Raw genomic sequence first — 15103 nt, forward strand, 5'->3', positions numbered from 1 at the left:
CCGTGAAGCTTAACACTCTGTTAAACTTCGATCACAAGACACAAAATAGCCCCAAATTAACACGGGTTTTAACTGTTCATCCACAATTTCACAAAAGGTCTTGCAAAAACGGGATCAAGGGCTCGTCGGCGGGTGGCATAGGATAGCTGCGCAAATCCATAGGTTTCACCCATTTGATCGCCTGTCCTTCACATCCACGGGCAATGCCTTCATAGCGGCGGCAGACATAGAGCGGCATCAACAGATGAAAATTATCATAGGTGTGGCTGGCAAAGGTCAAAGGCGCAAGACACGCGACTTTGGTCACAATGCCAATTTCTTCTTGCAGCTCACGCACCACTGTTTCTTCTGGTGTTTCGCCTTTTTCAACCTTGCCGCCGGGAAATTCCCACAGGCCCGCCAGCGATTTTCCCTCTGGCCGCTGGGCCAGCAAGATGCGGCCATCACTATCGAGCAAGGCGCAGGCCGCCACCAGAAGAATGGGTCGATCCTGCTGGGTCATGGCTGCTCCTCCGGACGCCAATAGCAATAGCGATAGGCCTCTTGAAAACCAAGCTTGCGATAGAGCGACAGAGCCGCCCCATTATCGGCCTGCACCTGCAACCACGCCATTTTCGCGCCGCGCAATCTGGCCCAGCGCAAAGCGGCGTAGGACAGCTCAAACCCGACGCCCTGGCCTCTATGGCTCTCGCTGACAGCGAGCTGCAACAGGCCGGTCAAATCATTGTCGTGCACACAGATAACGCCAGCAACAGGCCCATTGCCAGGAACTTCGACCAGAAACAGGCCGGAGGGCGGCTTGATATTGGTGATCAGTTCCGCCAGCGCTGGCTTTAACGCCGGATCTTCATTTTGCAGCGTCAGGCTGGCATCCACAAAGCGGCCAATGTCCTGACTGGGCAGATGATCCATCACGTCATGCTCGCCCAGCTTGGCCAGATCCAGCACCATAACAATGCTTTCGTCAAACCGATACCATGCGTCTTCGCGCAATACATCTACCACCTGCGGCGGAGCCAGCGGCGTTTCGCGAAACACCATCTCGCGACCATAGGAGAGAAATTTGCGCTGGGCTTTCTCCAGGCGCAAGCGAATGTCGCGCGTGTCAGAACGATCCAGCGCCACAACGCAATTGACCCGTTTTGATGGATGTCCGCCGGTGAGCCGAACCTGCCAACTGCCGTCGTAGTGCACCGATGCGGCAGGCCACGCCCGAAAGCTCACCGCCTCCAGCCTGCGCACCTGCGGCAGGCTGGGCTGCGGAATGGATTGATCAGCCACCCCCATCAGCTCCGGTAATCTCCATTGATGGCGACATATTCCTTGGTCAGATCACAGGTGTAGACCGTGGCTGTGCCGGAGCCGAGACCAATATCCACCGTCACCGGAATGTCCTCTTTTTTCATGACGGCGGTTGCCGCGGCCTCGGAATAATCCGGGTCGCGCTCGCCATTGACCGCAACGCGCACATCACCAAACCAGATCGCCAGACGGTCGCGGTCGGCCACTTCACCGGACTTGCCAACCGCCATGACAATACGGCCCCAATTGGCATCTTCACCGGCCACCGCCGTTTTCACCAAAGGCGAATTGGCAATCGACAAGGCAATCACCTTGGCAGCCGCATTGGTTTGCGCACCCTTGACGGTGATTTCCACCATCTTGCGCGCACCTTCACCATCGCGAACAACCTGCAAGGCCAGATCCTTGAGAAGATCGTTCAGCGCCGCACGGAAGCTTTCAAGGCGCACGTCATCGGCGTTTTCCACCCGCGCCTGACCATCATCAGCCGCAGCACCGGTGGCAAACAGCATCAAGGTGTCAGAGGTCGATGTGTCGCTATCGACAGTCACCGAATTGAAGCTTGGGCCAACGCCTGCCGACAACAAAGACTGCAAGGCATGGGGGGCAATATCGGCATCCGTCACCACAAAGGACAGCATGGTGGCCATGTCCGGCGCAATCATGCCAGCACCCTTGGCAATGCCATTGATGGTCACGCGCACGCCACCGATGTCGGCGGTGCGAGTGGCAACTTTGGGATAGGTGTCGGTGGTCATGATGGCTTTTGCGGCTTCCAGCCAGAAATCGCCCTTGGCGTCTTTTGCCATCTGATCCAGCACGCCTGAGAATTTCGTCGCATCCAGCGGCTCGCCAATCACGCCGGTCGAGGCCAGATAAATTTCATTTTCACCACAGCCCAGCGCTGCCGCCGCTGATTTCGCGGTCAATTCGGTCGCAGCCTTGCCCTTGACGCCGGTAAACGCATTGGCATTGCCGGAATTGACCACCACGCCACGGGCAACGCCATGGCTGAGATTCTGCCGACAAAAATCCACCGGCGCGGAAGGGCATTTGGAACGGGTGAAGACACCGGCAACACTGGCTGGACGATCAAAGACCATCAACAGAACATCGGTGCGGTTTTTATATTTGATGCCGGCGGCGGCAGTGGCCATGGACACGCCCCGAACAGCAGGCATTTCAGCAAAGCTTTTGGGCGCAAGAGGAGAAACGGTCGCAGACATGAATGCAAAGCCCCCGGAAAATAAAATGGAAATGGGCCCGCCGGTAAACGGCGGACCCTGCATTAAAAACGAGTGACTTACTTCTTTGGTGCTGCTTCAGCAGGCTTTGCATCAGCAGGTGCTGCATCGGCTGGCGCTGTTGCATCACCGGCCTGCGCCTTTGAGATTTCCTCATAGCCCTTCTTCAGGTCCGCATCGAGAATATCAACTTTTTCCGAAGCCTTGGCTTTTTCCAAAAGCGCCAGATACTTGTCGCGCATCACCAGCTGGCGAACCTGCTGCTCAACATCTTCGAACTTCGGCGGAGCCGCATCGCGGATGTCTTCAACCTTGATGACGTGATAACCGAACTGGGTCTTCACCGGTGTCTTGGTGTAGGTGCCGGGCTTCAAAGCAAAAGCGGCTTCTTCAAACTCAGGCACCATGCGGCCCTTGGTGAAATAGCCCAGATCGCCACCTTCCGACTTGTTCGGATCGGTCGAATGCTCCTTGGCCAGTTCGGCAAAATCCTTGCCAGCATCGAGCTGCTTGATGATGTCCTTGGCTTCTGCCTCGGTCTTCACCAAAATGTGACGCGCGTGGACTTCCTGCTGCTTTGGCAGAGCGGCAATTTCTTTCTCGTAGCGCGCCTTCACCTCAGCTTCCGTGGTGGCATCCACCACGTATTTCTTGAAATAGGCATTGTGAAGCTCGCGGTCAGCAATGAATGCCATGCGCTGCTTGTAGGCCGGATCATTTTCCATGCCATCCTTGATGGCATTGCCAGCCAGAAGCTTGACATCAATGGCACCGGACAGGGCCGCAACCTTTTTCTGTTCTTCTGGCATCTGCGCAAATTGCGGGTCCAGATTGGCCATGGCCAGATCCAGCTCGGACTGGTGAATTTCCAGCTTACCCACCTTGGCGACGACAGCGTCATCGGCAAAAGCCTGGGTGGACACCGCCACCAAAGCAGCACAAGCAGCCAAAACGAGTTTATGAGAACGCAGCATGAAATAACCCTTCAGGTAAAAAAGAGGCCGAATGAGTCAGTCAATCAGCTCAAAACTACCTAAAGCACCAGATTGTGGCGCTTGTGGTGCATGCTGTGCCGTTGACATAATTCGACCCCCCTCTTATCTGTCACGCAACTCCACGTCCAGAGCAGTTTTCCGGGCGTGGCACGTCATTCTTTTCGCAAGGCAGCGACAAGTGACGCGAGAACCTCGTGACGGAATTCAGAAAGGACCACAGACATGGTCAGTCTTGGTGGAATAGCCCGCAAAATTTTCGGCTCCTCGAATGAACGCCGCATCCGGGGACACAAACCTCGCGTCGCTGCGATCAACGCGATGGAAGACAGCATCAAGGCGCTCAGCGACACTGAGCTTGCCGCCAAAACGCTTGAGTTTCGCGAGCAGCTCAAAAATGGCAAAACGCTGGATGACATTCTGGTGCCCGCTTTTGCGGTTGCGCGCGAGGCATCGCTGCGCGCCCTTGGCATGCGGCCCTTTGATGTGCAGCTGATTGGCGCGATGATCCTCAATGAAAACGCCATTGCCGAGATGAAAACCGGTGAAGGTAAAACGCTGGTGGCAACGCTTGCCGTTTATCTCAACGCCTTGTCCGGCAAGGGCGTACATGTGGTGACCGTCAACGATTATCTGGCATCGCGCGACGCCGGGATCATGTCCAAGCTCTACAGCTTTTTGGGCCTGACCACCGGCGTGATCGTGCATGGTCTGGATGATGACCAGCGCCGCGAAGCCTATGCCTGTGACATTACTTACGCCACCAACAACGAGCTTGGCTTCGATTATCTTCGTGACAACATGAAGTTTGAGCGCAGCCAGATGGTGCAGCGCGGTCACAATTTTGCGATCGTCGACGAAGTGGACTCGATCCTGATCGATGAAGCCCGCACACCGCTGATCATTTCGGGACCGCTGGACGACCGATCCGATCTCTATTCGACCATCGACGCTTTCATTCCTTTGCTCACATCGGATGATTATGAAATCGATGAAAAGCAGCGTTCGGCCAATTTCTCGGAAGTCGGCACCGAAAAGCTGGAAAACCTGCTGAAAGACGCAGGCCTTTTGAAGGGTGTTTCGCTCTACGACGTTGAAAACGTCGCGATCGTGCATCACATCAACAATGCGCTGAAGGCACACAAGCTTTTCCAGCGCGACAAGGACTATATCGTCCGCAATGACGAGATTGTGATCATCGACGAATTCACCGGCCGTATGATGCCGGGCCGTCGCTATTCCGAGGGCCAGCATCAGGCCCTCGAAGCCAAGGAAAAGGTAACGATCCAGCCGGAAAACCAAACGCTGGCCTCGATTACCTTCCAGAACTATTTCCGCATGTACGACAAGCTGGCTGGCATGACCGGCACAGCATCGACAGAAGCAGAAGAATTTCAGGACATCTATGGCCTGAGCGTGATTGAGGTTCCCACCAACCTGCCCATCCAGCGTATCGACGAGGATGACGAAGTTTACCGGACCTTTGAGGAAAAATTCAAAGCGATCATCGAGGATATTCGCGCCGCCCACGCCCGCAACCAGCCGGTTCTGGTGGGCACCACCTCGATTGAAAAATCGGAGCTTTTGGCCACCATGCTGCGCCAGACCGGCTTTACCGATTTCAACGTCTTGAACGCCCGCTACCACGAGCAGGAAGCCTATATCGTCTCGCAGGCTGGCGTGCCCGGCGGCGTCACCATCGCCACCAACATGGCCGGTCGCGGTACCGATATTCAGCTCGGCGGCAATATCGACATGCGCCTTGAGCGCGATCTGGAGGGCATGGAGCCCGGTCCTGAGCGCGACGCCAAGGAAGCGGCCATTCGCGCCGAGGTCAAACAGCTCAAGGAAAAGGCCCTTGCCGCAGGCGGCCTTTACGTCATCGCCACGGAGCGCCATGAGAGCCGCCGTATCGACAACCAGTTGCGCGGCCGTTCCGGCCGTCAGGGCGACCCGGGCCGTTCCAAATTCTACCTGTCGCTTCAGGACGATCTGATGCGCATCTTCGGCTCTGACCGCATGGACAGCATGTTGCAAAAGCTGGGCCTGAAAGAAGGCGAAGCCATTGTGCATCCGTGGATCAACAAGGCCCTGGAGCGCGCCCAGAAAAAGGTCGAAGCCCGCAACTTCGACATGCGTAAAAACGTGTTGAAATATGATGACGTGCTTAACGATCAGCGCAAGGTGATCTTTGAGCAGCGCGTTGAAATGATGGAATCGGAAGACCTGTCGGAAACCATCACCGACATGCGCCACGAGTTGATTGAAACCATCGTGCGCACCCATATTCCAGAGCGCGCCTATGCCGAACAATGGGATGTTGAAGGCTTGGCGAAGGCCGTAACAACCACTCTCAATCTCGATGTGCCGATTGCAGAATGGGCGCAGGAAGAAGGTATCGCCGAAGACGACATCGTTGAGCGCCTCAAGAAGATCACCGATGATCTGATTGCTGAAAAGACCGAGCGGTTTGGCCCTGAAATCATGGCCTATATTGAGCGTTCCGTGCTGCTTCAGACCATTGATAATCTGTGGCGCGAACATATCGTCAATCTCGACCACCTGCGCTCTGTTGTCGGCTTCCGTGGCTACGCCCAGCGCGATCCTTTGCAGGAATACAAGGCTGAAGCCTTTGAGCTGTTTCAGGCCCTGCTCGCCAATATGCGCGAAGGCGTGACGGCGCAAATGATGCGGGTTGAAATTGTGCGTGAAGCCGAAGGCGAGCCAACTTTGCCTGCCATGGAGGCACACCATATCGATCCGTTTACGGGGCAGGATGAGTTTGCGGCCAATGATGCCTATGTGGCACCGGAAAACCGTAACCCCAACGACCCATCAACATGGGGTCGCGTCAGCCGCAACGAGGCTTGCCCATGCGGCTCTGGCAAAAAATACAAGCATTGCCACGGCGCGCTGATCGCTTAATCGGCATAGACCCAAAATTGGTCGGGACACATCGCAAGATGTGTCCCGTTTCTGTATGCGCGACAGGATTTTATTAACCCTGAGCTGACAAGACGTGATATAGGTTTTTTTGTATCATTCTGTGAGTATTGCGTTTTGATCATGGCCCTTGTCCAGATGGTGGAGAGACGTCTGCCGGCTCGGCTGGCGGGGCCTGCTCGCAAACTGTTTCATGCCCTGATTGAAGATGATGACGTAGCGCGCGCCCAGCGCATGGCGCTTGTGGCGTTTGCCATCCGCATTGTCAGTGCGGCAATTGCCTTTTTTTCACAGATCATTCAGGCCCGCCTGATGGGCGATTTTGAATATGGCATTTTCGTTTTTGTCTGGGTGCTGGTGGTGCTGTTTGGCAATCTCTCCTGCCTCGGTTTTCACTCCACCATCATTCGCTTTTTGCCGCAATATCAGGTGCGCGGCGAAATAGAACCGATTCTGGGCCTTACCCTCACCGCACGGCTGGTTGCGATGGGCATTGCCAGTCTGCTGGCCATAGTTGGGCTGACCGTGCTGCATTTTGGCGGAGAGCGCATCGCCGCCTATTATATCATGCCGCTGTTTCTGGGCCTGTTTGCCCTGCCGATGATTGCCCTTGGCGACGTGCTGGATGGCACGGCCCGCGCCAATAGCTGGGCTGTGGTGGCGCTTAGCCCCACTTATATCATCCGGCCCTTGTTGATTTTGGGCCTGATGCTGGGCTTTATCGCCTTGGGCCAGCCGCGCGTGGCAACCACAGCCATGCAGGCGGCCTTGGTCGCCACCTATATCACCACCCTTGGGCAGTTCCTCACGGTCAGCTGGCGGATGCGAAGCAAATTTCCCAAATCGCCCAGAAAAATCGATTTCTGGGTGTGGTTTCGCGTCGCTGTGCCGATTTTCTTTATCGAAGGGTTTCTGTTTCTATTGACCAATTCCGATGTGGTTGTGGTCGGACTGTATTTGCCGCCCGACCAGGTGGGCATCTATTTTGCGGCTGCCAAAACCATGGCCATGGTGCAATTTGTCTATTTTGCCGTCAAAGCCGCCGCCGGGCCACGCTTTTCCGCCTTGATGAATGCCGACGACATGCGTCCATTGGCAGCGTTTTCTGGCAAGATGGCGCGTTGGTGCTTTTGGCCATCGCTGTGCATTGGTTTGATTGTGCTGGCAGCAGGCAAGCTGCTGCTGGGCCTGTTCGGGCACAATTTCACGGCGGGCTATCCGCTCATGGCCATCCTGTTTGCAGGCATCCTGACCAAGGCACTGATTGGCCCCGGCGAAGTGCTTCTGACCATGGCTGGGCGACAAAATTTGTGTGTCGTGCTGTATCTCATTGCACTTATAACAAATATAGGGCTGAATGTAACTCTGATCCCGCTCTATGGGTTAATTGGTGCCGCCATGGCCACTGCGCTTGCGACACTCATGGAAGCACTGCTGTTGCACATTACAGTCAGGCGCGCCTTGGGTATCGTTTTGTTTGCATTCGCCGATCCGCTCTCACGGCTCAAAGGACATGATCGTGGCTGAGATAAAATTGTCCGTGGATGGAAACGACGACAGACTTGATCCGGTTACCGTACCGCAAGGTCCGCAAACCGTGAGCAAGGCGACACTCGCTCCCCCCGCGGATGGGCAGATTGCTGTTGGCAGAGTGGGGCGCAAATTGTGGCTCTATCCTCGTCAGGCCAGTTATGACCTCGAAGAGGAAATGGATTTTCTCACCAATCGCGCCCTGGAGCCCAATGTGTTTTTCTCAGCGCGGTTTCTGGCCCCCGCCATTCCGCGCCTTGATGAGCGGCAGGTGCGGACGGCACTGATCCGCGATGATCGGAGTGGCCGCAGCCGTATCCGCCTGTTGATGCCGTTTTCCATCGAAAAGCCCGGTTTTTCCATGGGGCCAACAATTTTGCGGGTCTGGTCCAATCCGTTTGGTCCGCTGGGTACCCCCCTGGTCGATGCGGAGGACGCAACCGAGACCATTGATAATCTTTTGGAGGCCTTGGGTAATCCCGTCGCGAAATTGCCAAATGTGATTGTCTTTCCCGATCTGCGGATGGATGGTCCGGTGGCCCAATTGCTCCGTGCTGTCGCCATCAACCGCGACTTGCCGTTGACGGTGGCCAATACGGTCCAACGGCCCATGCTGGAAAGCCTTGAGGATGGCCCGACCTATCTGGCACAATCTGTCGGCAAATCTCACTTGCGCGACATGCGCAGGCAAATGCGTCTGCTGGAAAAGCAAGGACATCTGGCTTATTGCATTGCCCGTCAACCGCATGAGATTGGCGCGCGCATGGAAGAGTTTCTGGCGCTGGAAGCCAGCGGCTGGAAAGGCCGCAAACGCACGGCCATGGTCATGGACCGGCTTCATGCCGCCTTTGCGCGCGAAGCCGTTACCAATCTTGCCGCCATTGATGCCGTGCGGATTCACACGCTGGATCTCGATGACAGGGCCATTGCCTCAATGATTGTTTTCATCATGAACGGCGAGGCTTACACGTGGAAGACCGCCTATGATGAGCGCTATGCGCGCTTTTCGCCCGGCAAGCTGCTGACCAGCGAGTTGACAGAATGGCACCTGGATGATGCCAACATCATGCGCACCGACTCTTGCGCGGTTGCCGATCACCCGATCATGAGCAGGCTGTGGCGAGAGCGCGAGACCATGGGCACGCTGGTCATTGGCCTGAAACGCAACAGCGACAAAGATGTGCGTCAGGCAGCAACGCAATTGCACCTTTATCGCAACACCCGCAATCTTGCGCGCATTCTGCGCGACAAGGTATTGGGCAAGCGCAAGAAAGACGCTTAGAGTCTTTTGTTTTCGTTTGTCTGATCAGTAAAACCGGATTCCACTTTTCCCTGACAAACTCTAAACCGCACGCCGTTGAGGCTTGAAAGCAGCCTGCTGCGGCATATCACGCTCTCGCAGCAGCCTGCGAATGACCTTGCCGCTGGTGGTGAGCGGCATATCATCGATAAAGGTCACTTCGCGCGGATATTCATGCATGGACAAGCGCTGCTTGACCCAATCGGCAATCTCTGCGGCCAGAGCATCGCTTGGGCTAAAGCCATCGGCCAAAACAACATAGGCCTTGACGATTTCTGTGCGCAGCGCATCCGGCTTGCCAACCGCAGCAGCGAGCCGCACCGCAGGGTGCGCCACCAGACAATCCTCAATCTCGGCAGGCCCGATGCGATAGCCCGACGAGGTGATGACATCATCATCGCGGCCGAAAAACGCAATATAGCCTTCCGCATCCTGCCGCCCGAGATCGCCGGTCAACATCCAGTCTCCGACAAATTTTTGCGCGGTCGCATCTGGATCCTGCCAATAGTGCAAAAACATCACCGGATCGGGCCTTGCCACAGCCACCTGCCCAAGCTGCCCCACCGGCACCTCATGGCCTTGCGCATCCACAATCGCCACCCGATGCCCGGGCACCGGCTTGCCAATCGCGCCCGCCTTGCTGACCCCGAGATTGGCGGCCGACGACAGGACGAAATTGCACTCGGTCTGGCCGTAGAACTCGTTGGGCGTGATACCAAGGGCTGATTTTACCCATTCATAGGTCTCACGCCCCAAGGATTCGCCCGCAGAGCCGATGCTGCGCAACACCAGATCATACTGCGCGCGCGGGTTCTCGACCGTTTTCAGCAAGCGTAAGGCGGTTGGAGGAATAAAGGCATTGCGCACCTTCATCTCCGCCATGATGCGAAACGCCATATGCGGATCAAACTTTTGCGCAGGCGACGACACAACCGGCACACCCAGCATCAGGGCTGGCATCAACACATTCAAAAGCCCACCGGCCCAGGCCCAGTCAGATGGTGTCCAGATTTTGTCACCTGCCAGCGGCAGGCCTTCATGGGCCATTTGAAAGCCGGGAATGTGGCCTGCCAAAACGCGATGACCATGCAAGGCCCCCTTGGCAGCACCGGTGGTGCCGGAGGTGAAAATCATCAGCGCCGGATGATCGGGACCGGTTTCTGCCCCGTAAAAATCCGGTGATCCCTGTTGGCAAAGACCGCCGAAGGACAAAACCCCATTCTCTGCTGTCTCGGTTGAAATCACATGCTGCAACTGAGGCAAGGTGCTGCGCAGATCCGCCAAGCGAAGCAGACCAAAATCATTGGTCACAACTGCCACGGCACCGGAGGTTTTCAGCCGATGCTGCAAGGCGTCAGCGCCGAACAGCAGCGCCAATGGCAAGGCAATCGCCCCCAATTTGTAGATCGCCACATGGGCGATAACCGTGGCGAAGCCCTGCGGCAACAGCAGCGCGACCCGATCGCCAGCACCAATGCCAAGCCTGGACAAAGCATCGGCAAAAGCCGAAGACTGCGCCGCCAGGACACCATAGGTCATCGACTGGTGATGACCATCGCTGGAAAAATGCTCAAGGCAGATGCGATCGGGCTGTTGCGCCGCCCAAGCATCCGACACGACCCGCCCCATGTTGAAGTTATCGGGTATGTTCCAGCAGAAATCTTGAAGGAGCGCCTCATAGGAGGAGCCAGCGGGCAAAAACATCGGGCCTATCCATATTGATGGATAAGACTAGCACCGCCTTCGCAACCGCACAATACATCTGTGACAATGCTGCGCCGCCGCACCCTAACGGGATACGGCGGCACCAATACGTGTCATCTCAGGCATCAAGATAGCCGACAACGCCTTTGATCTCGGTAAATTCGTGCAGGCCGAACTTGCCATATTCACGGCCATTGCCGGATTGCTTATAACCACCAAAGGGTGCGAAGCCATCCCAGCTTGATGCATTGACGCGCACGGTGCCTGCACGCAGCTTGCGCGACAAAGCCTGCGCTTCGGCCAGATCGCCCTGAATATAGGCGGCCAGACCATAAGGCGTGTCGTTGGCAATCGCCACCGCCTCTTCCAGCGTGTCATAGCCCAAAATCGACAACACGGGGCCGAAGATTTCTTCGCGCGCAATGGTCATGTCATTGGTCACGCGGGCAAACACGGTCGGACGCACGTAATAGCCGGAGTTGAGGTGGGCAGGCCGTCCCGGACCGCCGACAATCAATTGCGCGCCCTCATCAATACCTGCCTTTATCAAGCCTTGAATCTTGTCAAACTGCGCCTCACTGACAACCGGACCAATCACGGTTGCTTCATTGTCGGGCGCGCCAACCGTGATGCTGTTGGCGGTTCGAATGGCAATATCAATGGCGGCGTCCATGCTTTCCATCGGTACCAGCATACGGGTGGGTGCATTGCATGATTGGCCGGAATTGTCGCAGCACCTGCGCACGCCTGCCGCAACAGCCTTTTCCAGATCCGCACTGCGCAACACGATATTGGGCGATTTGCCGCCCAGTTCCTGATGCACACGTTTCACCGTGGGTGCTGCCGCTTGTGCCACCGAAATGCCAGCGCGGGTAGAGCCGGTGAATGACACCATATCGATGTCAGGATGACTTGCCAGCACAGCGCCAACCGTTGGCCCATCGCCATTGACCAGATTGAAAACGCCCTTGGGAACGCCCGCCTCATCCAGCACTTCGGCAAACAGAATGGCATTGAGCGGGGCAATCTCCGATGGTTTCAGCACCATGGTGCAGCCGGTGGCCAGCGCTGGCGCAACCTTGCAGGCAATCTGGTTCATCGGCCAGTTCCACGGCGTGATCATGCCCACAACCCCGATCGGCTCATGAACAATCCGGGTGGTGCCTTGCATATACTCAAACGCGAAGCTCTTCATGGCCTCAATGGTGGCGCTGAAATGGGCAATGCCGATCCCCGCCTGCTCTGCACGCGCCATCGCGATCGGAGCGCCCATTTCACGGGAAATCATATCGCCAATCTCGTCATTTCGGCGCTTGAGAATGCTTAAGATTCGCTCCATCAAGGCCAGTCGCTCATCAAAAGAGGTCTCACTGAAACTGGTAAAGGCAGCTCTTGCCGCCTCAATCGCCCGCTCGGCATCGGCCTTGGAGCCCATGGCAATCGTGGCAAACGGCATTTCCGTGGCAGGATTGATGACCGACAGACGGGCGGTGCTGAGGGGATCAACCCACGCGCCATTGATATAAAATTTCTCAAAATTTTTCACTGCAATCTCCATCCTGCCAATTGAGCCTCTTTCGCATCTTATATGGAGCAGAAAGACCCGTTTTAACACGAGGGGTCGCATGATTTTTGATCATAGGCGAAAAACACCCACAAAACAAAAACACCCACAAAACATTGGGTGAAATGGCATAAAACTGTTTGGGAAGAGCGCAAATTTTATTGCGCTTGAAAGCCTGTGGTACCCCTTGCCGGAATCGAACCAGCACTCCTCTCGGAACCTGATTTTGAGTCAGGCGCGTCTACCAATTCCGCCAAAGGGGCCTAAAGGATGAGGAGCGAATACATGCAGAACGGGGTATCGGTCAACCCAAATTTTGCTTTTTTTTCAATTTTGCAGAAAAACCTCTCCCATTCACAGCAATGCTAATTCAGCCACATTTACACCCGACATGGCTTTGCCCATAAAGACACAGCATCGGCAGCCGGATAGAGGATTTTGTGTCTGTATGCTGGGTGTGTTTTTGCTGAAAACCATGAGGAATTAAAATGCTGCGACGCCTCTATGACTGGACCATGTCGCTGGCTTCGCGCAAATCGGCAGAAGTCTGGCTTGCCGTGATCTCTTTTGTCGAAAGCTCGGTGTTTCTGGTTCCGGCTGACGTTCTGTTTTTGCCCATGGCTTTGGCAAAACCTGAAAAAGTCTGGCGCTATGCCATTATTGCCACCGTCACATCGGTTCTGGGCGGCATTGCCGGTTGGTTTTTGGGCTATTATGCTTATGAGAGCATAGCACGACCGATATTGGAGTTTTACGGCAAGGCAGAGGCCTTTGATCAACTGCGTCAGTCCGTGAGCTATGAGACGATTGTCTTGCTGCTGGTTACATCCGGCCTCGCCCATCTGCCTCCCATCAAGATTGTCACGATTCTCTCTGGCGTTGTGCATGTCAACATCTGGCTGTTTATCGTCTCAGCCATTGTTGCCCGCGGCGCAAGGTTCTTCTTTCTGGCGTGGCTGTTGCAACGCTACGGGGCGCCAATTCGTCACTTTATCGAGAAGAGGCTCGGTTTGATTGCAGCCGGTGGTGCAGTTGTGCTTATTGTGCTGTATGCCGCTTTTCACGTCCTTGCAGCTTGAGGACAGGAGATATTGATGACGACGACACTTTCCCCTCAAACGGGCCGCACCACCGCATCCCTTCTTGTGCTTGGCATGGCCGCCGTGATTGGCTCCGCCCTCGCCTTTGAATATATCGGCGGCTATATTCCCTGTGAGCTTTGCCTGCTGCAACGCAAACCCTATTACATCGGCCTGGTGATTGGTATCATCACGCTTGTCTGTGCGGCCATGCATCTGCCAGCACGGATCACCAAAAGCCTTATTCTTCTGCTGGGTGTAATCATGCTTGTCAGCGCTGGCCTTGGCGTCTACCACGCAGGCGTTGAATGGCATTTCTGGGAAGGGCCAAGCGCCTGCTCTGCCACCGCTGGCGCTGGCTTTACCGGCACGGGCGACATTCTCGGCCAGCTCAACAGCTTCAAAGGCCCATCCTGCACCGAAGCAGCGCTGCGGATTTTTGGCATCTCGCTGGCCGGTTGGAATGTGGTCACCAGTCTTATTCTGGCAAGCATCGCCTTTTTGGGCGCAAAGCGGATCAAGGCTTAACCAAACGCACAACGCAACAGGCCGAGATAAAATTCGCGCCGATGAGGCGAAAATGGTGGTTTCGAGAACCAGCGCGGAGCGTACTTACTGCATAATTCCTTAAATCGGAATCGATTTAAGGTGAAAATTATGCAGCAGATTAAAAACGTTACAGCGTCCTTTGTGCGTTTTATAAAACGCACGGCGCTGTAAAAGTACGTGAGCACTGGAAGCGCAGAAAACGCCATTTGCAGCCCATTGGCGTGAATTTTAGACCGCCTGTCAGGGCTGAAGTTCAGAATCCCAATAAAGATAATCCACCCAGCTTTCATGCAGATAGTTGGGTGGGAAAAGCCTGCCATTGTTGTGCAAATCCTGCACGCTTGGCTGATAGGGTTTTTGCGCCGGAAACATCCCGGCCTGTTTTGGCAGTTTGGAGCCTTTGCGCAAATTGCAGGGTGAGCAGGCCGCGACCACGTTCATCCAGGTGGTTTCACCGCCATGGGCGCGTGGAATGACGTGATCAAAGGTCAGATCGTCGTGAGATCCGCAATATTGGCATTGAAACTTGTCACGCAGAAACACGTTAAAGCGGGTGAAGGCCGGGTTGCGCGTTGGCTGCACATAGGTTTTCAGGCTGACCACACTGGGCAGCCGCATGGAAAAGCTGGGTGAGCAGACCGAATGATCATATTCGGCAATGATGTTCACACGGTCAAGAAAGACCGCCTTGATCGCGTCCTGCCAGGACCAGAGCGATAAGGGATAATAACTCAGTGGCCTATAATCAGCGTTTAAAACCAACGCTGGCAAGGACTGTGGTGAAACTGCAATCGTCAAGGCGTTCTCCTGATCGATTAGGCATCTTCTTCCATCTATATTCGGCAGCCTGTTACAGGATTATGAAACCCAACATAGAAGTAAGCAGATGATTCTCC

General features: G+C 55.5%; 12 protein-coding genes and 1 tRNA gene. 5 read left to right on the forward strand and 8 right to left on the reverse strand.

Annotated features, from left to right (window positions below; all coding sequences use genetic code 11):
- Nucleotides 1-88: 88 nt before the first annotated feature.
- The 4 genes from mutT to E6C51_RS09635 form a co-directional block, all read right to left on the reverse strand.
- On the reverse strand, nt 89-502 hold the full coding sequence (mutT, locus tag E6C51_RS09620) for an 8-oxo-dGTP diphosphatase MutT (protein WP_190235810.1): 414 nt from the start codon (nt 500-502) through the stop codon (nt 89-91).
- Nucleotides 499-1287 carry a GNAT family N-acetyltransferase gene (locus tag E6C51_RS09625; protein ID WP_146934790.1) on the reverse strand — a complete coding sequence of 263 codons (789 nt, stop codon included), beginning with the start codon at nt 1285-1287 and terminating at the stop codon, nt 499-501. Before E6C51_RS09625 ends, mutT begins: the two co-directional genes overlap by 4 nt.
- Nucleotides 1287-2528, reverse strand: coding sequence for a bifunctional glutamate N-acetyltransferase/amino-acid acetyltransferase ArgJ (gene argJ, locus E6C51_RS09630; RefSeq protein WP_190235811.1), 1242 nt, complete (start codon nt 2526-2528; stop codon nt 1287-1289). The genes E6C51_RS09625 and argJ overlap by 1 nt, the downstream gene beginning before the upstream one ends.
- A 77-nt stretch (nt 2529-2605) precedes the next feature.
- Entirely contained in the window at nt 2606-3520 is a 915-nt protein-coding gene (locus E6C51_RS09635; RefSeq protein ID WP_146934784.1) for a peptidylprolyl isomerase, read from the reverse strand.
- 243 nt (nt 3521-3763) lie between these two features.
- Here E6C51_RS09635 and secA point away from each other — a divergent pair, with 243 nt between their 5' ends.
- The 3 genes from secA to E6C51_RS09650 all read left to right on the forward strand — a co-directional run bounded on the left by secA (nt 3764) and on the right by E6C51_RS09650 (nt 9293).
- The gene (gene secA / locus E6C51_RS09640; RefSeq protein ID WP_146934781.1) at nt 3764-6463 is read left to right on the forward strand and encodes a preprotein translocase subunit SecA; all 2700 of its coding nucleotides are present in this window, start codon (nt 3764-3766) and stop codon (nt 6461-6463) included.
- A 141-nt stretch (nt 6464-6604) separates the two neighbouring features.
- A complete protein-coding gene (locus E6C51_RS09645; RefSeq protein ID WP_190235812.1) occupies nt 6605-8008 on the forward strand; it encodes an oligosaccharide flippase family protein in 1404 nt (467 codons plus the stop codon).
- Complete coding sequence (locus E6C51_RS09650; protein ID WP_190235813.1) at nt 7995-9293, forward strand: GNAT family N-acetyltransferase; 1299 nt, start codon at nt 7995-7997, stop codon at nt 9291-9293. The genes E6C51_RS09645 and E6C51_RS09650 overlap by 14 nt, the downstream gene beginning before the upstream one ends.
- A 60-nt stretch (nt 9294-9353) precedes the next feature.
- Here E6C51_RS09650 and E6C51_RS09655 read toward each other — a convergent pair whose 3' ends face one another.
- The 3 genes from E6C51_RS09655 to E6C51_RS09665 all read right to left on the reverse strand — a co-directional run bounded on the left by E6C51_RS09655 (nt 9354) and on the right by E6C51_RS09665 (nt 12842).
- Nucleotides 9354-11015, reverse strand: coding sequence for an AMP-binding protein (locus E6C51_RS09655; RefSeq protein ID WP_190235814.1), 1662 nt, complete (start codon nt 11013-11015; stop codon nt 9354-9356).
- A 118-nt stretch (nt 11016-11133) separates the two neighbouring features.
- On the reverse strand, nt 11134-12561 hold the full coding sequence (locus E6C51_RS09660; RefSeq protein WP_190235815.1) for an aldehyde dehydrogenase family protein: 1428 nt from the start codon (nt 12559-12561) through the stop codon (nt 11134-11136).
- Between the two features lie 196 nt (nt 12562-12757).
- Nucleotides 12758-12842: transfer RNA gene (locus tag E6C51_RS09665), tRNA-Leu, on the reverse strand.
- Between the two features lie 225 nt (nt 12843-13067).
- Here E6C51_RS09665 and E6C51_RS09670 point away from each other — a divergent pair.
- On the forward strand, nt 13068-13658 hold the full coding sequence (locus E6C51_RS09670; protein ID WP_146934765.1) for a YqaA family protein: 591 nt from the start codon (nt 13068-13070) through the stop codon (nt 13656-13658).
- A 15-nt stretch (nt 13659-13673) separates the two neighbouring features.
- Nucleotides 13674-14186, forward strand: a complete 513-nt coding sequence (locus E6C51_RS09675) for a disulfide bond formation protein B (RefSeq protein WP_190235816.1) — start codon at nt 13674-13676, stop codon at nt 14184-14186.
- 261 nt (nt 14187-14447) lie between these two features.
- Here the strand turns inward: E6C51_RS09675 and E6C51_RS09680 are convergent, their stop codons facing one another.
- Nucleotides 14448-15005, reverse strand: coding sequence for an HNH endonuclease (locus E6C51_RS09680; protein WP_146934760.1), 558 nt, complete (start codon nt 15003-15005; stop codon nt 14448-14450).
- Nucleotides 15006-15103 lie beyond the last annotated feature (98 nt).

The organism is Gillisella terrae (assembly GCF_004801395.1).
Classification (GTDB): Bacteria; Pseudomonadota; Alphaproteobacteria; order Rhizobiales; family Rhizobiaceae; genus Allorhizobium; species Allorhizobium terrae.